The 22,403-nt window shown below is 49.2% G+C and carries 17 protein-coding genes; 10 read left to right on the top strand and 7 right to left on the bottom strand.

All coding sequences use genetic code 11. The annotated features are described in order from the left end of the window. Window positions 1-9: 9 nt before the first annotated feature. From ACZ44I_RS02770 to ACZ44I_RS02740, 7 genes are all read left to right on the top strand, one after another. On the top strand, window positions 10-834 hold the full coding sequence (locus tag ACZ44I_RS02770) for an ABC transporter permease (RefSeq protein ID WP_464548963.1): 825 nt from the start codon (window positions 10-12) through the stop codon (window positions 832-834). Continuing rightward, window positions 827-1,510 (top strand): sulfate/molybdate ABC transporter ATP-binding protein, encoded by a 684-nt coding sequence (locus ACZ44I_RS02765; protein WP_464548965.1) that lies wholly within the window; start codon window positions 827-829, stop codon window positions 1,508-1,510. The genes ACZ44I_RS02770 and ACZ44I_RS02765 overlap by 8 nt, the downstream gene beginning before the upstream one ends. A 216-nt stretch (window positions 1,511-1,726) precedes the next feature. Next, on the top strand, window positions 1,727-2,785 hold the full coding sequence (gene wtpC / locus ACZ44I_RS02760; RefSeq protein ID WP_464548967.1) for a tungstate ABC transporter ATP-binding protein WtpC: 1,059 nt from the start codon (window positions 1,727-1,729) through the stop codon (window positions 2,783-2,785). A 359-nt stretch (window positions 2,786-3,144) separates the two neighbouring features. Further along, window positions 3,145-3,960, top strand: coding sequence for a molybdate ABC transporter substrate-binding protein (gene modA / locus ACZ44I_RS02755; RefSeq protein ID WP_464548969.1), 816 nt, complete (start codon window positions 3,145-3,147; stop codon window positions 3,958-3,960). A gap of 6 nt (window positions 3,961-3,966) precedes the next feature. After that, entirely contained in the window at window positions 3,967-4,782 is an 816-nt protein-coding gene (locus ACZ44I_RS02750) for an ABC transporter permease (protein ID WP_464548971.1), read from the top strand. Between the two features lie 115 nt (window positions 4,783-4,897). After that, window positions 4,898-6,106, top strand: a complete 1,209-nt coding sequence (locus ACZ44I_RS02745; RefSeq protein ID WP_464548973.1) for a molybdenum cofactor synthesis domain-containing protein — start codon at window positions 4,898-4,900, stop codon at window positions 6,104-6,106. A 23-nt stretch (window positions 6,107-6,129) separates the two neighbouring features. Continuing rightward, complete coding sequence (locus tag ACZ44I_RS02740; RefSeq protein WP_464551664.1) at window positions 6,130-7,950, top strand: molybdopterin-binding protein; 1,821 nt, start codon at window positions 6,130-6,132, stop codon at window positions 7,948-7,950. A 129-nt stretch (window positions 7,951-8,079) separates the two neighbouring features. Here ACZ44I_RS02740 and ACZ44I_RS02735 read toward each other — a convergent pair whose 3' ends face one another. The 4 genes from ACZ44I_RS02735 to fdhF (ACZ44I_RS02720) all read right to left on the bottom strand — a co-directional run bounded on the left by ACZ44I_RS02735 (window position 8,080) and on the right by fdhF (ACZ44I_RS02720) (window position 15,064). Beyond that, window positions 8,080-9,321 (bottom strand): Coenzyme F420 hydrogenase/dehydrogenase, beta subunit C-terminal domain, encoded by a 1,242-nt coding sequence (locus ACZ44I_RS02735; RefSeq protein ID WP_460373875.1) that lies wholly within the window; start codon window positions 9,319-9,321, stop codon window positions 8,080-8,082. Between the two features lie 5 nt (window positions 9,322-9,326). After that, on the bottom strand, window positions 9,327-11,390 hold the full coding sequence (gene fdhF, locus ACZ44I_RS02730) for a formate dehydrogenase subunit alpha (protein WP_460373878.1): 2,064 nt from the start codon (window positions 11,388-11,390) through the stop codon (window positions 9,327-9,329). 453 nt (window positions 11,391-11,843) lie between these two features. Then, window positions 11,844-12,995 carry a Coenzyme F420 hydrogenase/dehydrogenase, beta subunit C-terminal domain gene (locus tag ACZ44I_RS02725; protein WP_460373880.1) on the bottom strand — a complete coding sequence of 384 codons (1,152 nt, stop codon included), beginning with the start codon at window positions 12,993-12,995 and terminating at the stop codon, window positions 11,844-11,846. Window positions 12,996-13,000: 5 nt separating this feature from the next. After that, complete coding sequence (fdhF, locus tag ACZ44I_RS02720) at window positions 13,001-15,064, bottom strand: formate dehydrogenase subunit alpha (RefSeq protein ID WP_460373882.1); 2,064 nt, start codon at window positions 15,062-15,064, stop codon at window positions 13,001-13,003. Between the two features lie 599 nt (window positions 15,065-15,663). Here fdhF (ACZ44I_RS02720) and ACZ44I_RS02715 point away from each other — a divergent pair. Beyond that, window positions 15,664-16,155, top strand: a complete 492-nt coding sequence (locus tag ACZ44I_RS02715; RefSeq protein ID WP_464576570.1) for an FmdE family protein — start codon at window positions 15,664-15,666, stop codon at window positions 16,153-16,155. A gap of 110 nt (window positions 16,156-16,265) precedes the next feature. Here ACZ44I_RS02715 and fdhD read toward each other — a convergent pair whose 3' ends face one another. The 3 genes from fdhD to fdhF (ACZ44I_RS02700) form a co-directional block, all read right to left on the bottom strand. Next, window positions 16,266-17,093, bottom strand: a complete 828-nt coding sequence (gene fdhD / locus ACZ44I_RS02710) for a formate dehydrogenase accessory sulfurtransferase FdhD (protein ID WP_460373883.1) — start codon at window positions 17,091-17,093, stop codon at window positions 16,266-16,268. A 204-nt stretch (window positions 17,094-17,297) separates the two neighbouring features. Then, a complete protein-coding gene (locus ACZ44I_RS02705; protein ID WP_464548976.1) occupies window positions 17,298-18,542 on the bottom strand; it encodes a Coenzyme F420 hydrogenase/dehydrogenase, beta subunit C-terminal domain in 1,245 nt (414 codons plus the stop codon). Window positions 18,543-18,547: 5 nt separating this feature from the next. Next, complete coding sequence (gene fdhF / locus ACZ44I_RS02700; protein WP_464548978.1) at window positions 18,548-20,614, bottom strand: formate dehydrogenase subunit alpha; 2,067 nt, start codon at window positions 20,612-20,614, stop codon at window positions 18,548-18,550. 106 nt (window positions 20,615-20,720) lie between these two features. Between fdhF (ACZ44I_RS02700) and mobB the strand changes: the two genes are divergently transcribed. Then, window positions 20,721-21,476 carry a molybdopterin-guanine dinucleotide biosynthesis protein B gene (gene mobB, locus ACZ44I_RS02695; protein ID WP_464548980.1) on the top strand — a complete coding sequence of 252 codons (756 nt, stop codon included), beginning with the start codon at window positions 20,721-20,723 and terminating at the stop codon, window positions 21,474-21,476. A gap of 23 nt (window positions 21,477-21,499) precedes the next feature. Further along, entirely contained in the window at window positions 21,500-22,396 is an 897-nt protein-coding gene (locus tag ACZ44I_RS02690; protein WP_300332105.1) for a 4Fe-4S dicluster domain-containing protein, read from the top strand. Window positions 22,397-22,403 lie beyond the last annotated feature (7 nt).

Below are 22,403 nucleotides of genomic sequence, written 5' to 3'. Positions count from 1 at the left end.
TACGTTCGAATGAACAACAGACCTGATGTTATGCGGCTGACAATGGAGATATGGTTTGGGCGGGGAGTTGGTGCATTCCTCATTCTTATTGTCTGCCTCTTTCTCTCGCTACCTCTCATCGCCCTTCTGCTACGGGTTACACCTGAACTGCTGATCACCTATATCCCGAATGAAACCGTACAAAAAGCGCTCTGGCTCAGCATTACGACATCAATCATCTCAATGGCCATCGTGATTCTGATAGGAACACCGGCTGCCTACTTTCATTCCCGAACATGCTACCTGGGAAAATCGTTCGTTGACACACTCATCGATCTCCCCCTTGTCCTTCCTCCGGCAGTGGCTGGTCTTGCACTTCTCCTCCTCTTTGGGAGAACCGGGCTCCTTGGGAAGTACCTGAATATGATCGGAATTGATATTGCATTCACGACCATCGCCGTTATTCTGGCACAGATCTTCGTTGCCTCACCATTCTACATCAGGCAGGCAAAAGCACTCTTCGAACAGCTGGATCCTGCATACGAAGAGACGGCAAAGACACTTGGTTCATCATCCCTGCGGACATTTCTCTTCATCATTCTGCCACTCTGTGCAACCGGACTCACCTCCGGCGCGATCATGACATTTGCCCGTGCACTCGGGGAATTTGGGGCAACCATTATGTTCGCAGGAAATCTGCCCGGCATTACCCAGACGATGCCCCTTGCCATATATGCTGCTATGCAGGGAGATTTCGATGTGGCAATCACAATCTCAGTTCTGCTTGTAGCGATATCACTTACAATCATGCTGACTGTCAGACTACTGACCGAGAAATGGAGGTACAATGTTTAAATTCGCTGCCAGAAAAGAACTCAGGGATTTCACCCTTGATCTCTCCCTTCAGGTTGCAGATGGGGAGATCATGGTTCTGATGGGTGGAAACGGTGCCGGAAAAACGACTGTTCTAAGGCTGACAGCAGGACTGCTCACCCCGGATGCCGGAATGATAGAAACCAAAAAGAAGATTCTCTATCATCATCAGTCAAAGATCAATTGTCCGGTACAGAACAGGAATATCGGGTATGTCTTTCAGAATGCAGCAGTGTTTCCGCATATGAGTGTCTATGATAATGTCGCATTCGGACTGAGAGCCCGTCGCGTCGATTCTCAGACACTAACCAATCGGACAGACGAATGGATGGACCGCCTTGCCATATCCGATCTTGCAACAGTCCATGCAGGCCACCTCTCAGGCGGGCAGATGCAACGTGTCGCCCTTGCCCGTGCCATGGTCATCGAACCGGATCTCCTGATGCTTGATGAGCCATTTACCGCACTTGATCAAAAAAACCAGATTGCTGTCAGGGAGTGGATCTCTCTCTGTGTACGTGAGCAGAATATTCCCTGCCTGCTGGTAACCCATAATCCCGGCGATGCTGAAGCAGTGGGCGATTCCGTCTGCGTCATCGATCGCGGCCGGATTTTTGAGGATGATAATATTTGCAGATATTCTGATAATGCCGCATGAAAGCAGACGCAATTGCCGGAAATTCGAGAATACCGGCAGATATGGATAACCCGGACCATATCGAAGATAAACCCACATATAGTTTATGAGGAGAGAAACACCTGGATTCCCAAGCCAGATGATCAACAGGAACACCAACTTTGATCACCATCAAAAACGTTTCGCTCTCAATCTCTGAACGGTACAGGAAGATCCACCAGTTGTAAGGAGGAGTATTTGCTACAGATACAGGATATATCCAAGGATATGGGGGAATTCTTCCTTGATTCCATCTCTCTTGATATTCGAAAAGGAGAGTATATTGTGATCCTTGGTCCGACCGGAGCGGGAAAAACAATCCTTCTTGAAACTGTTGCAGGTATTTATGAGCCTGATTGCGGCAGTATCCTACTGGAAGGCAATGACATTACACACAAACCTCCAAAGAACCGGAATATTAGTATGGTCTATCAGGATTACATGCTCTTCCCTCACCTCACAGTGAGGGAGAATATCGGATTCGGACTGAAATCAAAGAAGGTTCCTACAGAGGAGATAGCAAAGGCGGTGTTGAAGTACGCGGAGATACTCCATATCGACCACCTTCTCAACCGTTATCCAGATACACTCTCCGGAGGTGAACAACAGCGGACAGCTATTGCACGGGCGATGGTGATGAAACCCCGGGCGCTCCTTCTGGATGAGCCACTCAGCGCACTTGATGCAAAGACCAGGGAAATGCTCAGGAAAGAACTGAGATCCCTCCACAGGATCACACGAACAACCATTATCCATATCACCCATAACTTCGAGGAGGTCTTCGATCTCGCGGATCGTATTGCCATCATGAATAAAGGGAGGATCATTCAGGTAGGGACACCAGATGAGATCTTCAGAAAGCCAAAGAACCATTTTGTCGCAGAATTTGTTGGTGCCACCAACATATTCAAAGGAACATCAATCGTTGAGAATGGAATTGCCCATGTCACAATTGGAAACATTGTGATCAGGGCACACTCAGAAGAGGAGGGAAATGTGTATATCTCGGTTCGCCCGGAAGAGATCCTGGTCTCAACAACGCCTATTGCTTCTCCTGTCAGGAACACTTTTTCCGGAACGATCCGCGAAGTCCACCATTGCGGTGCGATGAACAGGCTTATTGTTGACATCGGAGTCGAATGTGTTGTTGCAATCACACGGCAGGGCTTTGAAGAGGCAAATCTTACCACCGGCGATTCGGTCTTCATTGCATTCAAAGCAACGTCTGTGCATATATTTTCCGGGAAAGGAGCCTAACCAAAGAGAAATAAACATGAGCCACAGGCAGTATACTTTGCCCTCCACTTTTTATTGATATCGAAGGAGACCAGCTCTTCAGAAACAGGTTATTTGTACACTTTTTGGATGATGCGGATTCAGATCACTCTGAGATCAAATCCGGGCAAAATGATCATGAATGACTGGTTCGCGCGGGGGTAGTTTTTATCAGGATAAATTGAAGGTTCAATTAACCCCCAACACCAAAACAGAATCTGAAAAGATCTGAATAAACTGACACGATCTCCTTCTTTCATTATTCTTAACCAGGTTAAATGAATATTATTAATAAATATCATATAGAAAACATTAAATTTTAAAGAAATGACGAGATCCTTATGAATAACAAACGAATTGCATCTATTGTAATCCTGCTGTTAATGGGATTGTCCCTCTCTGCAGGATGCCTCACAGCGTTCTCACAGGAACATGAAAGCTCATCCGGCGAGCAGACACTCCTTGTCTATTCAGGCGCCGGACTGAGTGCTCCGATGAAAGCCATCAAGACAGCATTTGAAGAAGAACATGGAGTGACAATCGAATATAGTTTCGGAGGAAGCGGAACACTGCTACCCCAGATGGAGATTACACAAAAAGGAGATCTCTTTATTGCAGGCGGCATGCCAGCATATGAGGCTGCATTGAAGAAGGGGCTTGTCACCGATTGTGAGCTTGTTGCATACCATGTCCCGATTATCGTCACCCCTAAAGGAAACCCGGCTCAGATCAGATCAATCGAAGATCTTGGCAAACCAGGCATTAAAGTTGCATTAGGAGATGCAAATGCAACAGCTGTTGGAAAGCAGGCAAATAAAATTCTTCAAAATAAGGGGATTCTTCAGGAAGTGAATAAAAATGTCGTCGCCAGAACCGCCACCGTCAATGAGCTCGTCACATATATCACTCTGGGTACTGCCGATGTGGCGATCATGATGGAGGATCTCTTTAATCCCGAAACCATGGATTGCATCAGATTATCAAATGAGGATAATGTTATCTCTGTCATTCCTATCAGTGTCTTGACATTTTCTGAGAAAAAAGACATGGCAGAGATATTCCTTGAATTTGTTTTATCAGATACAGGAAAACAAATATTTGCCGATCATAACTTCGTTCCCTATCCGGATCCGCAGTACGGCACCATTTCACTATAATAACAGATGAAAGAAGTGGAGCATGCACCAGAGATGAAATCCAATCTCCGTTTTATTTTCATTATTATAATACTCTCAATCTCAATCAGCACGGTTATCATCCTTGGAAACCTCATCTGGTCCGTTGAGCCAGGAGATCTGATCAGGAACCTGGCTGACCATGAGATCCTTTTTGCAATAGAACTGAGCGTACTCACCGGACTCATCTCCACAGCTCTCTGCCTCTGCGCTGCAATCCCGGCAGCTTATGCACTTGCACGTTTCGATTTTAGAGGGAAACGGATTTTGAGTACCGTAACCAATGTACCTCTCACCCTCCCGCCACTCGTAGCAGGCATAGCCTTATTGATGTTTTTCGCCACAAACCCGGCTGGAAAAGTGCTTGAGGATTTTGGAGTGCATGTCATATTCACTCCTCTTGGTATCATTGTCGCACAGTTTTTTGTGAATGTCCCATACCTCATCAGAGTGCTCAACGGAACTTTTTCCGGCATCAATCCACGATACGAACATATTGCACGAACCCTTGGATGCACTGATGCCGGAGCCTTCTGGAGAGTTACGCTTCCGATGGCACGAAGAGGGATTCTATCCGGAACCGTTATCACATGGTCAAAAGCGATGGGAGAATTTGGCGCAGTGTTGATGCTCGCCGGTGCAACACAGATGAAAACCGAGACGCTTCCAATTGCCCTATTCATCAATATGTCTACAGGAGATCTGAATATGGCGATCGCCGCCGCTACAATACTTATGGGTATCTCCCTTGTCGTCCTTATCATCTTTGATTATCTGGAAAACGGCAAGTCCACCCATTGGTGAGGATCAACACTCCCGAAATACAAAGACTCATATAAAAGGGAGTGGTATTGTTCACACCTTATCATAAACAATATACATTAGTAAATAGAAATATATTATCAACAGGTGTATTCGGATGGTTCTGTTCTTTGAAGTAATTAGGGTTGATGAAGCAATAGACATAATCCGGACTATCACGCCAACATTAGACCTGGAAACAGTACCATTACTGGAAAGCCTTGGCCGTGTCACAGCATCCGATATCACCTCATCCGAAGATATACCTGGTTTCAGGCGATCGATAAAAGACGGATATGCGGTTCGATCACAGGATATAAGAACTGCCTCTGAAGTATCCCCCGCAATCCTGAAAAAACTCAGACCCACCACAATGGGTTTTCAAAATGAAGTCAGAACCATCAATGAGGGCGAATGTATGTATATACCAACCGGTGCGGAGTTACCGGGTGGTGCTGATGCAGTTGTGATGGTTGAATATACCGAGGGGGCAGGACCCCGGGTAGTCATCACAAAAAGCGTAAAACCAAACGAAAACGTTCTTCTCCCGGATGAAGACTTCAGAATTGGTGAAAGACTCATTCAGCAGGGAACCACCATCTCCCCGCGTGAGATTGGAGTGTTGGCTGCGAGCGGAGTCTTTTCGGTTCCGGTCATAAGAAAGCCCGTTATTGGAATTATCTCGACAGGGATAGAATTGGTTGAAACAACAGCAAATCCTCGCAGAGGGGAAGTGAGAGACGTAAATTCCTGGGTTATTGCCGCCTTTCTAACAGAACACGGCGGCATACCAAAGATGTACGGGATTGTCAGGGACGATCCTGAAGAAGGGTATTCCATCCTCTCAACGGCTCTTGATGAATGTGATGCCGTCCTGATATCAGGCGGAAGTTCCAAGGATACAAAGGATATTACCGCATCAATAATTACCCGTTTGGGAAAGATTCTCGCCCACGGGCTTGCTCTTGCACCGGGAAAACCGACAATCATTGGTACATGCAGGGGAAAGCCTGTTATCGGAGTCCCGGGACATCCCTCATCCACCTATATCGTGCTGAATGTGCTCGCCACTCCTATGATTGCACAGTTTTCCGGCACCACCAGATTCAGGCCTGCTACCGGATATGGCAGATTACAGGAGAACATCACCTCCGAGCGTGGAAGAGAAGAGTGGTTCAGGGTTGCACGAAGCGGAGATACCATCACCCCTCTTCCCGGAAAATCCGGGCTTGTGAGAACACTTGTGGAAAGTGATGGTTTCATTCGCATTCCACAGGATAAAGAAGGAATAGAAGCTGGTGAAGGGGTTGAGGTGATCTACTGGTGAAACGGTACCTCTCACTTACCAGCATGGAGGAAGCGCTAAATATCCTTAAAAAGAGCTTTTGCCATCCTGAAAAAAGTGAAGCGATCCCTGTAACTAAATCAGGAGGTAGACTCACCATAAAACCACTCTATTCTTCTTTCACCGTTCCAAACACGGATGTATCTACAATGGATGGATATGCAGTATCTGCGGAAGACTTTGCTGATGCATCAGATAGAAACCCTGTCATGTTATGTGGCGAAGTCTGGGTCAATACCGGCAACAGCATTCCACCTGGATATAACGCAGTTATAGCAGTTGAAGATGTATATTCAGACAATGGGAACCTCTTCACCAGAAATACCGTACTTCAGGGGCAGAATATCAGAAAGATGGGATCTGAGATACAGAAAGAGAGAATGATCCTGCCATCGGGCCATTGTATCCGAAAATACGATATCGCCCCCCTTGTGACCTATGGCATTACATCAGTTGATGTTGCGAGCATTTCTGTCGGTTTGATCCCAACAGGAAGTGAACTCGTCTCTTCCGGAATGATCCCGGGTCCGGGGCAGGTTGTTGAGAGCAATACGGTGATGGCAGACGTGTGGCTCAGCGGAATCGGGGTAGCATGCAGACGCTATCCCATCACAGGAGATCAACCAGAAAGCATCAAAAATGCCATAGAAGAGGCAGTTTCAGAGAATGATCTGATCATCATTTCTGCCGGCACCTCCGCCGGATCACGGGATTACACTGCCCGGATACTAACAGAAATCGGGGAGATTCTTGTCCACGGTATTGCCATGATACCAGGCAAACCAACAATTATCGGCAGAGTCTCCGGGAAACCGGTCATCGGACTCCCGGGATCTCCACAAGCTGCCCAGACAGTCCTCAGAGAACTTGTTATCCCCCTTTGCACTGAATGGGGTATGTCAGGTAATGATGATAACCAATGTACTGTTCGCCTGACACAGGCAATTACATCAGAGACAGGATTTGATGAGTTTGTGCCACTTATCATTGGAAACCTCAATAATGAAATGGTTGCTTCTCCCCTCTCAAGAGCCCCGGGTATGCAACGATCAGCACTTACTGCAAATGGATACATCCATATTCCACAACATATCGAAGGGTATCAGGCAGGAAGTATCGTCGATATTCATCTTACCGGTAAACGAAGCGAAGTTGAACGGAGCTTACTATTATCCGGCCAATATCATCCATACCTCGACTGGCTTTCAAATTGTATCAGCAACAGACACATTTCATTGTATGTGAGGAATTCTGGCATTTTGGGAGGGATACTCTCACTCCGAAAAAAAGCCTGCCATGCAACCCCGCTCAGTTTTTATGGATCATCAGGCTGTGCACAGATACCCTATATTACCGATTATTTTGACAAGGGAGAACTTGCCACACTCCACATTGCACAAAAGCAGTATGGAATTCTCTCATGTAATTCACTGGATACCATTGGATCAGATAAAATACGGTTTATTGAGGATACAGAAAAGGTATTGCCACAAACTCTTCTTCACCATCTTCATACCAGGTTTGATGCCCACAATCTGGTCACCATAACCGATAAAGAGATCACACAAAGACAAACGCCGGCGGAAGCAGTACGGCAAAATCTTGCCGATATATGTATTGGAGATCAAAAGACAGCTGATCTCCATAACCTTTGCTTTACACCTCTCGAAACCAAACAGTTTGAGATCCTCCTGATGAAGGGCCATTCTGAGGATTACAGAATTCAGCAACTCATTGAGTCAGTACGCACGAGCACACTCATCCAGCAATTGCATGATGCCGGTTATGATACGTCCGGGACAGGTACTATCGAGGAGATCCGGTAAGCGACAACATACCAGAGAATGGTGCCCTTGTTCGTAAACGAAGATCAACAATTTGCTCTTCTACTAATCAAACCAACGTGAAGAAAACGGTGAAAAAATATTGGAGTTTTTCTCCATTCTCCATTGCAGTTATTCTCTGAAGATATTGTCAAAGATCTGGTCTGAGCCGGTGTCATCAAGACGCTTCCGCTCGACTTTCTCTTCAGCATAAGCAAGAACCGGAGGCTCCATGTTGATACCCGGAGTAAAGCCGTACATCTTCTCCAGTTCAACCTGCTGGGCGTGCATGAAGAGTGTATTTGGAATCTCCATCGGGCAGTTCTCTTCGCACTGGCCACAGTTCACACAGGAGTCAGAGATATGGGCAAACCGGATCATATGGAACATGAAGTCCGGCGGGATCTGGCCTGGCTTGACAAGATACGGTTTCTTGGTACTGCATTCGACACAGTAACAGATCGGGCAGTTCTCAATACAGGCATAACATTTGATACACCGTGAGGTCTCCTTCATGATGAACTGAAGGCGTTCACGACCGATTCCAAGTGCTTCGAAGTCATGCTTCCGCCACTTATCCCCGAGCTTCAGCATTGCTCCTTCGACTTTGGCACGGATTGCAAGACCTTTTGGATCTGCTGCCGAGGTTTCCAGAGCGCCGGCCTTAACAGCACGGTCAACGAGGTTTGCACCCTTATCAGAGCAGACCTCGACAAAAGTAGCCTTTCCTGCCTTGTCACCGATGACACCCCAGTTTCCGCAGGCAAGATCGGCCTGACGGGGGATCTTCATCTTGCACCGGCGGCAGTTGCTTCTCCGGCCATATCCCTCTTCTTCAAGCTCGTCGATGGAGATACCCTTGTGGCCACCCTCATACTCGATGATGAACTGGCCCTTGTCGATCTCTTCCTTATGGACCGAGTTTGGATCAACCTCATACTTTTCAGCAATCATCTTCCGGGCAAGAACCGGTGGAACAGTTCCACCACAGTTGACACCGATCATGATGATGTTGTCAAGGTTTACCTGATTGCGTTTTGCCAGTTCATAAAACGCCATTGCATCACAGCCTTTCACTGTGACACCTAGTTTCATGTTAAAAGCACCATCAAGGTATTTCTTCACAAGTTTTGAGACAAGAAGTGTTCCGCAGTGAAGTGATCCTGCTGATCCGCCGATCTCTTCGGGATTGGTGATGATTGTTGGCACAGCATCATAGAGATCAGCCCCTTTCTTAATGGCAAGAACCGCATCAACGATCTTGTTCTCAAGGGCATACTTTAAGAGTGCAGTAACTGCGCCACCGCATTCGGCTTTCTCAAGAAGGCCGGAATCCGGGGTCCATGCATACAGCATATCGCCTTTTGCTACCATCGTAATCAGGCCTCCTCAATCTTTTCAATAGCCACAGCACAGTGTTTCAGCTCAGGCATCTTCGAGAGCGGATCAAGAGCGGTATTGGTCAGTTTGTTTGCAGGAGCATTGCCATAGTGCATTGACATGTACAGAACGCCGGGTGCAACATCGGTGCCGACATGGGCAATGGTATCGGTCTCACCACGACGGCTCCGGATGTGAATCTTCTCACCATCTTTGATGTTCAGCCGTTTGGCATCCTCCACATTCATCTGGATAAAGCCTTCCGGTGCATCATAATGCAGTGCGGCGCACCGGTCAGTCTGTGTCCGGGTGTGATAGTGGAAGATAATCCGGCCGGTCATCAGGGTGAACGGATACTCGGCATCTGCAACTTCGGCTGGTTCGCGGTATTCGATACCGAAGAAGGCGCCAAGCCCGTCTGCTGAAGAGAACTTTTCACGGTGCAGGATCGGGGTGCCCGGGTGATCGTCTGCCGGACACGGCCAGTGAACCGATTCGGGTTTCTCCATACGGGCATAGCTGATACCAGCCATAGACGGGGTGACTCGCCGGACATCATTCCAGATATCCTCGGCAGATTTGAAGTCAAAGCCATGGATGCCAAGCTTCTCTGCAAGCATCACAAAGATCTCCCAGTCAGCTTTTGCATTGCCGGGGGGATCAACTGCTTTTCTCACACGGTTGATACGGCGTTCACCGCTCGTAAAGGTACCATCCTTCTCGGCAAAGCTGGCACCGGGAAGAACAACATCCGCAAACTCGCAGGTCTCGGTCCAGAAGATATCCTGCACAACCAGGAAGTCAAGCTTTTCAAGCGAACGCATCACATGGTTTGAATCTGGATACGAGACGACCGGGTTCAGAGCGAACATGTACATCGCCTTGATCGGGTCCCCGCACTGGGTGATCTGCTCGGTGAGCGTGACACCATATTCAGATGCAAGTCCGGTGACACCCCAGAGCTCCTCCATCTTCTTCCGGGTAGCTTCATCCTCGCATTTCTGGTATCCTGAGAAGACATTCGGATATGCCCCCATGTCACAGGCGCCCTGCACATTGTTCTGGCCACGGAGCGGGTTTACACCGACGCCGGGACGGCCGATATTGCCGCAGAGCATCGAAAGGTTCCCAAGAGAACGGACGTTGTCTGTTCCTGTGGTTAATTCAGTGATACCAAGGCAGTAGATGATGACTGCATTCTTTGCGGCAGCATACTTCAGAGCAAGCTCCCTGACCCTCTCAGTCGGTACACCGGTGACAGACTCGACATCCGCATACTGCTCAACGGTCTTCTTCAGGTCTTCAAATCCTTTCGTCCGCTTCTCGATGAACTCCTTGTCGTGCTTTCCTTCTTTGATGATCCAGTACATCATCGAGTTGATCAGCGCAATATGGGTCGAGGGATTATATTGAAGCCATTCATCTGCCAGACGGGCGGTAGGGGTAAACCGGGGGTCAGCAACGATGATCGGAATGCCCTTTAATTTTGCCTGGGCAATACGCCTCCCGGCAAGGGGGTGGGCTTCAACTGCATTCGATCCAACCATTAAGATCAGATCGGAGTTCAGAACGTCCTCAAACGGGTTGGTGGCAGCACCTGAACCAAAGGAAAGAGATAATCCGGCAACAGACGGACCATGGCAGATACGGGCACAGTTGTCGATGTTGTTCGTCTTGAACGCAACACGAGCCAGTTTCTGAAGTGCATAACACTCCTCGTTCGGTGTCCGGCACGAGACATGGAAACCAAGAGCCTTGGGCCCTCCCTTCTCATAAGCCTCAGTGAACTTCGAGGCAACGAGATCAAGTGCCTCGTCCCAGCTCGCTTCGACAAACTTCCCGTCCTTCTTGATCAACGGGCTTGTCAGCCTGTCAGGGCTGTGCACAAACTCCCAGCAGGTCATACCTTTTGGACAGAGTTTGCCTTCGTTGACAGGTGAGCGCTTAAAAGGCTCGACACCGACAACTTTCCCATTATTCACAACGAGGTTCAGTCCGCAGCCAACACCGCAATAGGGGCAGGTGGTTGGGACATACCTCATCATTTCTGTATTATCACTCATGCCTATTCTCCGTTCTATTGATCTTCAGGCACCGATGGGACACCCTTTGAGATCAAGTATAACTCTATTCTTTGAATATATAAACATAAAGTACCAGAATATTCATATAAGTTCAATTGATTTGATTAACATTTTCAACTTCGATTGACTTCTCACCCGCTTCGCTTTTTAAACCATACAATGCCGCGCAAAACCAAAATATAAAACAATAACCATAATTATATATAGGATCGGTATGAGAGCGCTTTCAATCCATTCATAGCACCCAAAAAGCCTTAATGTGAGAATAATACAAGAGATAAGAGATTCAAATTGGATTTTGCAGACCTGAAGAAGAAATCCGGATACAACCAGAAAACTCTGTTATCTGGCCGGATATGAGTATTAATTTAATTTTATAAAAAATATGCGGGAAAAATCCCGGGAACCATTTTCTTTTTTTCGCACAGGCACCTAATTTTTATATGGTGCTTCACCGAATTTTGGAATATATGTAGCATCCGCCTCTACCCTGATCGCATGGGAGAAGAGGGCAAGTGGGATTTCCATCGGGCATAGTTCCTCACACTGGCCGCAGTTCACACAGGAATCAGAGATATGGGCAAACCTGCGCATATGGAACATCGGCTTCGGGGGAAGCTGGCCAACAGGAACCATAGTCGTCCCAGAAGTAAGTTCAATTGAAATCGGTTGGCAGACCGGACAGTTGTCAATGCAGGAATAGCATTTGATACACCGGGATGTTTCATCTCTGATGGTATCCCACAGATTCTCTGATAAGGCATGGAAATCATGCTTTCTCCACTTTTCACCAAGTTTCAGCATTGCTCCTTCGACTTTGGCACGGATTGCAAGGCCTTTTGGATCTGCTGCCGAGGTTTCCAGAGCACCTGCCTTTACAGCACCATCAACGAGTTTTGCACCCTTATCAGAGCAGACCTCGACAAAAGTAGCCTTTCCTGCCTTGTCACCAATGACGCCCCAGTTTCCACAGGCAAGATCGGCCTGACGGGGGATCTTATAGAGACACCGGCGGCAGTTGCTTCTCCGGCCATATCCCTCTTCTTCAAGCTCGTCGATGGAGATGCCCTTGTGACCGCCCTCATACTCGATGATGAACTGGCCCTTGTCGATCTCTTCCTTGCGAACAGTATTTGAATCGATACCAAATTTCTCGCCGATCATCTTTCGGGCAGTTACAGGATTAACTGTCCCACCACAGTTGACACCAATCATGATGATGTTGTCAAGGTTGATCAGATCTCTTTTGGCAAGTTCAATGATACCCATCAGGTCGCATCCTTTTACCGTGATACCGAGCTTCTGGTTCTTTGCTCCATCAAGATATTTTGTAATCAGCTTCGAGACAAGAAGTGTTCCGCAGTGAAGTGATCCTGCTGATCCGCCGATCTCTTCGGGATTGGTGATGATTGTTGGCACAGCATCATAGAGATCAGCCCCTTTCTTAATGGCAAGAACCGCATCAACGATCTTGTTCTCAAGGGCATACTTTAAGAGTGCTGTGACTGCGCCACCGCATTCGGCTTTCTCAAGAAGGCCGGAATCGGGTGTCCATGCATACAGCATATCGCCTTTTGCTACCATCGTAATCAGGCCTCCTCAATCTTTTCAATAGCCACAGCACAGTGTTTCAGCTCAGGCATCTTCGAGAGCGGATCAAGAGCGGTGTTGGTCAGTTTGTTTGCAGGAGCATTGCCATAGTGCATTGACATGTACAGAACGCCGGGTGCAACATCGGTGCCGACATGGGCAATGGTATCGGTCTCACCACGACGGCTCCGGATGTGGATCTTCTCACCATCTTTGATGTTCAGCCGTTTGGCATCCTCCACATTCATCTGGATAAAGCCTTCCGGTGCATCATAATGCAGTGCGGCGCACCGGTCAGTCTGTGTCCGGGTGTGATAGTGGAAGATAATCCGGCCGGTCATCAGGGTGAACGGATACTCGGCATCTGCAACTTCGGCTGGTTCGCGGTATTCGATACCGAAGAAGGCGCCAAGCCCGTCTGCTGAAGAGAACTTTTCACGGTGCAGGATCGGGGTGCCCGGGTGATCGTCTGCCGGACACGGCCAGTGAACCGATTCGGGTTTCTCCATACGGGCATAGCTGATACCGGCCATAGACGGGGTGACTCGCCGGACATCATTCCAGATATCCTCGGCAGATTTGAAGTCAAAGCCATGGATGCCAAGCTTCTCTGCAAGCATCACAAAGATCTCCCAGTCAGCTTTTGCATTGCCGGGGGGATCAACTGCTTTTCTCACACGGTTGATACGGCGTTCACCGCTCGTAAAGGTACCATCCTTCTCGGCAAAGCTGGCACCGGGAAGAACAACATCCGCAAACTCGCAGGTCTCGGTCCAGAAGATATCCTGCACAACCAGGAAGTCAAGCTTTTCAAGCGAACGCATCACATGGTTTGAATCTGGATACGAGACGACCGGGTTCAGAGCGAACATGTACATCGCCTTGATCGGGTCCCCGCACTGGGTGATCTGCTCGGTGAGCGTGACACCATATTCAGATGCAAGTCCGGTGACACCCCAGAGCTCCTCCATCTTCTTCCGGGTAGCTTCATCCTCGCATTTCTGGTATCCTGAGAAGACATTCGGATATGCCCCCATGTCACAGGCGCCCTGCACATTGTTCTGGCCACGGAGCGGGTTTACACCGACGCCGGGACGGCCGATATTGCCGCAGAGCATCGAAAGGTTCCCAAGAGAACGGACGTTGTCTGTTCCTGTGGTTAATTCAGTGATACCAAGGCAGTAGATGATGACTGCATTCTTTGCGGCAGCATACTTCAGAGCAAGCTCCCTGACCCTCTCAGTCGGTACACCGGTGACAGACTCGACATCCGCATACTGCTCAACGGTCTTCTTCAGGTCTTCAAATCCTTTTGTCCGCTTCTCGATGAACTCCTTGTCGTGCTTTCCTTCTTTGATGATCCAGTACATCATCGAGTTGATCAGCGCAATATGGGTCGAGGGATTATATTGAAGCCATTCATCTGCCAGACGGGCGGTAGGGGTAAACCGGGGGTCAGCAACGATGATCGGAATGCCCTTTAATTTTGCCTGGGCAATACGCCTCCCGGCAAGGGGGTGGGCTTCAACTGCATTCGATCCAACCATTAAGATCAGATCGGAGTTCAGAACGTCCTCAAACGGGTTGGTGGCAGCACCTGAACCAAAGGAAAGAGATAATCCGGCAACAGACGGACCATGGCAGATACGGGCACAGTTGTCGATGTTGTTCGTCTTGAACGCAACACGAGCCAGTTTCTGAAGTGCGTAACACTCCTCGTTCGGTGTCCGGCACGAGACATGGAAACCAAGAGCCTTGGGCCCTCCCTTCTCATAAGCCTCAGTGAACTTCGAGGCAACGAGATCAAGTGCCTCGTCCCAGCTTGCTTCGACAAACTTCCCGTCCTTCTTGATCAACGGGCTTGTCAGCCTGTCAGGGCTGTGCACAAACTCCCAGCAGGTCATACCTTTTGGACAGAGTTTGCCTTCGTTGACAGGTGAGCGCTTAAAAGGCTCGACACCGACAACTTTCCCATTACTCACAACGAGGTTCAGCCCGCAGCCAACACCGCAATAGGGGCAGGTGGTTGGGACATACCTCATCATTTCTGTATTATCACTCATGCCTATTCTCCAAAACTATGATCTAAAATGATTGCTCCATCACTTTGAGATCAATCGTACTCAGAATAACGACATATAAAAACAATACATAATTTTTAAATAAAAAGTAAAATTAACCCAATGTACTAATAAAAAGGTATCTCACACACACCATCATCCGGGCGCGGATCCTATGCGCGCTTGTGTTATTCTCAATTTAAAGACGTACGGAAATCTATATATATAAATTTAAAAAAGCCCATTTTATCTATATTAACATTGTTAAGGACCGAACCCGGCTCCAATTATCCTGCCCCCCATATACCATACAATCAATTTGAGCATGACACCTATCCTGACACTATGGAGAGAAGAGGAAGAAGAGCAGGTACAAAAGGAGAATTAACCCGAAATCCCGGTTAATGTCAGGAAGTTACCTATATCGAAAAGATATTATGATGTACTTATCAAATAGTTGAGCTATGTTGACACTCGACATACTTCCGGAAATAGAGTCATTAATGGACAAACAAGGTGTAAACCCTCAAACAAAGGAACATTTATTAAAATGCAGTCGTTTCCACACCTTTTCAGCACCAGGGCTTCTCATCGGAGTATATATGACAGAATATGCTCTCGAACTGCTCAAGGCACAACCAGATGAGATTCTCTATGCAGTCAGTGAAACACACAAATGTGCACCGGATGCATTACAGATCATCGCCGGTTGCACCGTAGGGAACAACCGGCTGAGAGTCATTCCCATAGGCAGATTTGCAATCACAGTCAACCGCAAATCCTGGGATCCGGAAGTTGAAGGTGTGCGGGTGTTTGTTGATCTCGAAAAGCTCAAACACTATCCGATAATTCATGCATGGTTTACCAATGATCCCTCATTCGATCACCATGGCAATGTAATGCCGCTTCTTGAGGAGATCTTTGCTGCAGGGAGGAAGATTCTGAGTAATGAAAAGGTGATGGTTACGACTGAAACCAAGAAGAAATGGAGATCGGTAACCTGTACGATCTGTGGAGAAACAGTGCCGGACTATCTGGCAGACGGAGATCGTTGCATCAGCTGTGCAGGTATGAACTATTTCCGAACAATCTGAATAAAAAACCTTTTTTTGGATGGGCTGAATAATGAGGGACAGAGCATTGAAGGGCACGCCATCCTTAAGATAATAAATTAAGCACAAAGCCCACTACCAGCCACCTCTTTTCAGAGACAGGAATCTGCACCCCGAATTCTGTTCATGCCTGAATAAATAACCGCCCGTGGTCTCCGGACAAAACCGGCAACAGTGATATTCAGTTTGTTAGCTATGTCAATGCCAGAACTAAACGGTGCATTATTTGATATGATAAGAGGGATACCAACGCGATAGGCTTTCCGGATCATGCCGGCAGGAAGCCTGCCGCTGCATGTCAGAGAACAGGTGGAGAGTGAAGCGCCCTTTATCAGTGCCTTTCCGATTGCTTTGTCAATTGCAGTATGTCTCCCCATATCCTCAGCATATGCAACCAGATCTCCATTAGTTGAAAGAATAAGGGCAGAGTGGGTGCCCCCGGTTTTTTTCCAGGTGTTTGAGAGATCATGCAATACATCAACTGCTGAGAAAACCGCGTCAATAGGGAAGACACACCCTTCTGGAAGAGCGGGAGCCTCTTCGTCGGATCTTTTGGCATTCTCCACCCCTCCGGAACTCCCAACTTCCAGATCATGAACATTCATATAAGCCGCATCGGATCTGGTCCGTATATCTATCGACAGATCGTCGATACTAATCGAGTCAATCTCATGAATCCCCTGTAAAAAACCTTCATCAATGATGAAGCCAACTGCAAATTCCAGAAGATCATCGGGGGTTGCCACCATGGTGGTACAATGCTCTCCATTCAGAAGCAGGCGCACCCGCCCTTCAATACAGAGAGAGACGGTATCTGAGAGAAATCCGGATCCATCAAATGCAATAACAGGATAATCGCGTGTCAGAACGCATTCTCCCCCGGAAGATCTGAATATTTTCAGATCCATTGTATCATTCATCAAATAGAGTATGGAGAGATAGCTTCATGATTGTTTCTTTCCATTTTGTTAACCACATTCAATAAACCAGTATATTGTAAAGAGTTATTATACGGCTAATCGAGGAGATCTGGCGATAAGCCAATGAAGAAACAAATAAAAATGAATCTAAATTTTGTTAAAAAAAACTCATGTGGGATCTCTCCCACAGAGACATTCAACCGTTTATTCCTTGAATACGTTGTCAAAGATCTGGTCTGAGCCGGTGTCATCAAGACGCTTCCGCTCAACCTTCTCCTCGGCATATGCAAGAACCGGTGGGTCCATGTTGATACCGGGTGTGAAGCCGAACATCTTCTGAAGCTCGACCTGCTGGGCGTGCATGAAGAGTGCATTTGGAATATCCATTGCACAGAGTTCCTCGCACTGGCCGCAGTTGACACAGGAGTCTGCAACATGGGCAAACCGGATCATGTGGAACATCGGGCCTGGCGGAACCTGTCCGGGTGTGACGAGGTGCGGCTTCCTGGTGCTGCACTCAACACAGTAGCAGATCGGGCAGTTCTCGATACATGCATAGCATTTGATACAACGGGAAGTCTCCTTCATGATCGTCTCAAGGCGTGCACGGCCTTCGCCGAGTGCCTCAAAGTCATGCTTGCGCCACTTGTCGCCGAGTTTCAGCATCGCGCCTTCAACTTTGGCACGGATTGCAAGGCCTTTTGGATCTGCTGCGGAGGTCGCAAGAGCTCCTGCCTTAACCGCTCCATCAACGAGGTTCGCACCTTTCTCGGAGCAGACCTCGACAAAGGTTGCCTTTCCGGCCTTCTCACCAATGACACCCCAGTTACCGCAGGCAAGATCTGCCTGGCGGGGAATCTTCATCTTGCACCGGCGGCAGTTGCTCCTCCGGCCATATCCCTCTTCTTCCAGCTCATCAATTGAGATGCCCTTGTGCTGTCCATCCTTTGTGACAATGATGAACTGGCCCTTGTCGATCTCCTCTTTCACGACATCGGCAGGGTCAACCTCGAACTTCTCCTTGATCATCTTTCGGGCAACAACCGGCGAGACAGTCCCACCACAGTTAACACCGATCATGATGACGTTATCGAGATTGATCTGGTTCCTCTTGGCAAGCTCATAGAATGCCATTGCATCGCATCCCTTTACGGGGACGGCGATCTTCATGTTGTTTGCACCGCCGAGGTACTTCTTGATCATCTTTGGGATAAGGAGCGTACCGCAGTGGAGTGAACCGGCAGAGCCCACGATCTCAGCAGGATCGGTGATGAGTTCGAGTGTTGCATCGTAGATGTCCGCACCCTTCTTAACAGCAAGGACACCATCGACCATCTTGCTCTCAAGCGCGTACTTCAGGAGCGTGGATACTGCTCCTCCGCACTCACCCTTCTCTGCAAGTTCGGATTCCTTTGCCCATGCATAGAGCATATCGCCTTTTGCTACCATCGTAATCAGGCCTCCTGTATCTTCTCAATCTTTATAGCACAGGCCTTGAACTCCGGAATCTTTGCGATCGGGTCAAGTGCGTTGTTGGTCAGGACGTTTGCCGCACATTCTGCGAAGTGGAACGGCATGAACATCACACCCTTCATAATCTCCTTTGTCACGCGGGCAGGCACTTTGATCTCGCCACGGCGGGTTTTGGCAATTACCATCTCGCCATCAACAACACCGAGATCTTTTGCATCTTCAGTATTGATCTCGATCCAGCCGGTTGGAACCTCGCTCTCAAGCGAGATTGAACGCCGGGTCATCGAACCGGTATGCCAGTGGAACAGGTTCCTGCCGGTTGTGAAGATATACGGGTATTCGGCATCCGGAACTTCGGCCGGGTACTTGAACTCGATCGGGAAGAAGACACCAAGCCCATCGGGATGTGAGAATTTGCCGATATGCAGGATCGGGGTGCCGGGGTGGTCGCCTGCCGGGCAGGGCCAGTGCAGCGCTTCGGGTTTGCGGAGACGTTCGTAGTTCATACCGCCATAGGATGGCGTGACCTTGGCGATCTCGGTGAAGACATCTTCAGCACTCTGCCAGGGGAACTGTGCGGCATATCCCATCTTTGCCGAGAGTTCGGCGAGGATCTGCCAGTCGAGTTTTGCATCGCCCGGCGGGTCCTGGGCTTTCCGCCACATCTGGACACGCCGCTCAGTCGAGGTCTGGGTGCCGTCCTTTTCTGCATAGCAGGTCGCCGGAAGCACAACATCGGCAAGCTGGGCGGTCTCGGTCAGGAAGATATCCTGGACAACGAGGAACTCAAGGCTTTTTATCGCATGTTCGACATGTGTCAGGTCGGGGTCGGAGAGCATCGGGTTCTCGCCCATGATGTACATCGCTTTCAGTTCACCGGGTTTCTCAGTTAGGACATCCATCATGGTGGTGACTTCATACCCGTTCTTTGGTTCACAGATACCATCGGGGAAGCCCCAGGCATCGGAGAACTTCTTGTGGGCGGCTTCGTCGATCACTTTCTGATAACCGGTGAAGACGACCGGGAGTGCTCCCATATCACAGGCGCCCTGCACATTGTTCTGGCCACGGAGCGCGTTCACGCCGGCACCGGCTTTGCCGAGGTTGCCGGTCAGCATCTGGATGTTGGCAACGGATTTGACATTGTCCACACCGGTGGTGTGCTGCGTGATACCCATCGAGTACAGGATTGCTGTGGCACCGGATTTCGCGATCCACTCGGCGGCGGTCTTCAGCTGGTCGACCGGGATGCCGGAGATCTTCGAGACGTTCTCGAGGCTGTAGTCGGGCTTCATCACGACTTCTTTCATCGCTTCGAAGTCTTTTGTCCGGTTGGCGATGAAATCCTTGTCTTCCCAGCCGTTTCGGATGATCTCCTGCATCAGACCGTTCAGAATTGCGACATCACTGCCGGATCTAAACTGCAGGTACAGGTCGGCCTGTTTGCCGGTCGGGGTGAGACGGGGATCGGCGTAGATGATCTTCGCGCCGTTCTTCTTTGCCTGCATGACTCTCCGGCCGATCAGCGGGTGCTGTTCAAAGGTGTTGCTCCCGATGATGAAGACACATTTCGAGTCGGCGATGTCACCGATAGAGTTGGTCATTGCACCGGAGCCGAATGTCGCGGCAAGGCCGGCAACGGTCGAGGCGTGGCAGAGACGGGCACAGTGGTCGATGTGACGGGTCTTTAAGACACCACGGGCGAACTTCATGATCGCGTAGTTGTCCTCGTTCGAGGTTCTCGCGGAGGCAAGGACCGCCATCTCATCGGGCTTGTACGACTTCAGCTTCTGGGCGATGAGGTCATATGCCTCGTCCCAGCCGGCTTCGACGAACTTCCCGTCTTTCTTGATCAGCGGGGTGTTCAGACGATCTTCGCGGTTCACGAACTCGTGGGCATAGATACCCTTTGGACAGAGTTTTCCCTCATTGACAGGGGAACGCTGATAGGGGGCAACGCCCGTTACCTTGCCGTCGACGACGACGAGGTTGAATGTGCAGCCTGTCCCGCAGTACGGGCAGGTCGTTGGTACATACTTCATTTCCATGGTTAACTTACCTCGGATAACTGATAGTATGCCGACCAGACTATTTATACATAGCCATTTTTCTCCAAAAAGTGATGAATAACGGTGGAAACCGGAGGGAGAGGAGATGGAGAGAGACAATACTAATTGTTCAACCACACCACCTACACACCAGATGATTGTCATCCACATCTTCGGGAGATCAAATTCCGGCAAGACAACCCTGATCGAAGCACTATGCAGGAGGCTTGCCGGGAGAGGGCGGATCGAGACGATAAAACATAGCGGACACCACCCGCTTGCCCTGGAGGAGGGGAAAGACACCACACTCCATTACCAGGCAGGTGCATCCGGAGCCTGCGCAATAGATGAAGAGAAGAGCATCCTGATCCTTGCAGATGAACGCCTCACCAACGCTCTCGATGCCGCATCGGAGAGGGGAGCGGCATTCTGCATCGTTGAGGGATTCAAGAACGTCCCCCTGCCGGGCATTGCACTTGGAGATGTCGGGGGCGATCACATCCTCATGAGGAACCCGACTGTTGAAGAGATCCTCATGAACCTTGACCGGTTTCCGACATGGACCACCCCAAAAACTCTTCTGGACAGGCTTCTGGATTATGCCGGACCAGAATCATCCGGCAGTATGCTGATCCTTTATGGAGCTGACGAAGATGCACTCAGGGTTGCCGCTGAGGCGGCACGCAGAGCCCCCGGCATCACCGGAGCAGAAGGGAGATTACTGCACATCGGATACGGAGATGCATTTTGTGACACAAAAGGATGCCTCGCCATAGCAGGAACCACCCCACGATCCGTGACACAAGCCCTCACCCGGTGTGCAGACCTCCTCAGTGATGCAGAAGATGACAGGAATTATTAGGATAGAGACGAAGGAGATATCGTATGGAGATTGAGCGAGACACCGGAATGCATACCCGCGGAGGTGTGATCACCGAGAGGAACAGCGATTTCTGCACAGTCAGGATCAGGCTTCCGGCAGGAATCATCAATCCGCAGCAACTGTCAGGGATTGCACGGATCACAAAGAAATATGGAGCAGGCACCGCCCATCTCACCACCCGGCAGACGATGGAGATCCCGCATGTCAAAATCGAAGATCTCGAGAAACTTGGAAGAGCACTTGAAGCAAACGGCACACCCGTTGGTGCCGAGCGGGAAGAGATCGTCAATATCACCGCATGCCCCGGAACAGACCGGTGCAGGCTTGCCAATATCGACTCTATCGGGATTGCTCTTGAGACAGACAGGAAGTATTTTGCCAAAAATATGCCGGTAAGGGTCAGGATTGCAGTATCTGCCTGCCCAAACAGCTGTGTATCAGAGCGGCTCTGTGAGATTGGCATTACAGGAGTACAGCAGCCGATAAGAAACCCCGGACTCTGCACAGGCTGCGGTACCTGCGTCAATTTCTGTAAGGAAGGTGCTCTTGTCGTGAAAAGTGGTGATATCATCCTTGATCGCCAGAAGTGCATCGACTGTGGAAACTGCATCCATATCTGCCCGTTCCATATCATCAAAGGGGATCCTCCCGCATACCTGATCACCATCGGCGGCAAGCGTGGTAGGCACCCAAAGGCAGGCCGCCCCCTTGTTACCGTGACAACAATAGAGGACTTACATACCGTCATCGACATGGTCGTCACCTGGATCTACCGGAAGGCATGGGACGGCCGCCTTCTTGGGGATCAGCTCGATGAGATCGGGTTTGACACACTCAAAAAGGATGTTCTCAAGAGGATTCAACCGGAGCACGTCGTATCCGGCCCGGAGATTCCATGAACATCAG

Source organism: Methanocalculus pumilus, assembly GCF_055382585.1.
This window is presented reverse-complemented; position numbering and strand designations above follow the sequence as displayed.

Coding starts and splice junctions, on each gene's coding strand:
- ACZ44I_RS02740 (WP_464551664.1), top strand. CDS start 6,130: ATGGAGGAAGCGCTAAATATCCTTAAAAAGAGCTTTTGCCATCCTGAA.
- ACZ44I_RS02690 (WP_300332105.1), top strand. CDS start 21,500: ATGGAGATTGAGCGAGACACCGGAATGCATACCCGCGGAGGTGTGATC.
- fdhF (WP_464548978.1), bottom strand. CDS start 20,614: ATGGAAATGAAGTATGTACCAACGACCTGCCCGTACTGCGGGACAGGC.
- ACZ44I_RS02705 (WP_464548976.1), bottom strand. CDS start 18,542: ATGGTAGCAAAAGGCGATATGCTCTATGCATGGGCAAAGGAATCCGAA.
- ACZ44I_RS02715 (WP_464576570.1), top strand. CDS start 15,664: ATGACAGAATATGCTCTCGAACTGCTCAAGGCACAACCAGATGAGATT.
- ACZ44I_RS02745 (WP_464548973.1), top strand. CDS start 4,898: ATGGTTCTGTTCTTTGAAGTAATTAGGGTTGATGAAGCAATAGACATA.
- mobB (WP_464548980.1), top strand. CDS start 20,721: ATGGAGAGAGACAATACTAATTGTTCAACCACACCACCTACACACCAG.
- ACZ44I_RS02750 (WP_464548971.1), top strand. CDS start 3,967: ATGAAAGAAGTGGAGCATGCACCAGAGATGAAATCCAATCTCCGTTTT.
- ACZ44I_RS02725 (WP_460373880.1), bottom strand. CDS start 12,995: ATGGTAGCAAAAGGCGATATGCTGTATGCATGGACACCCGATTCCGGC.
- fdhD (WP_460373883.1), bottom strand. CDS start 17,093: ATGAATGATACAATGGATCTGAAAATATTCAGATCTTCCGGGGGAGAA.
- fdhF (WP_460373882.1), bottom strand. CDS start 15,064: ATGAGTGATAATACAGAAATGATGAGGTATGTCCCAACCACCTGCCCC.
- ACZ44I_RS02765 (WP_464548965.1), top strand. CDS start 827: ATGTTTAAATTCGCTGCCAGAAAAGAACTCAGGGATTTCACCCTTGAT.
- ACZ44I_RS02735 (WP_460373875.1), bottom strand. CDS start 9,321: ATGGTAGCAAAAGGCGATATGCTGTATGCATGGACCCCGGATTCCGGC.
- modA (WP_464548969.1), top strand. CDS start 3,145: ATGAATAACAAACGAATTGCATCTATTGTAATCCTGCTGTTAATGGGA.
- ACZ44I_RS02770 (WP_464548963.1), top strand. CDS start 10: ATGAACAACAGACCTGATGTTATGCGGCTGACAATGGAGATATGGTTT.
- fdhF (WP_460373878.1), bottom strand. CDS start 11,390: ATGAGTGATAATACAGAAATGATGAGGTATGTCCCAACCACCTGCCCC.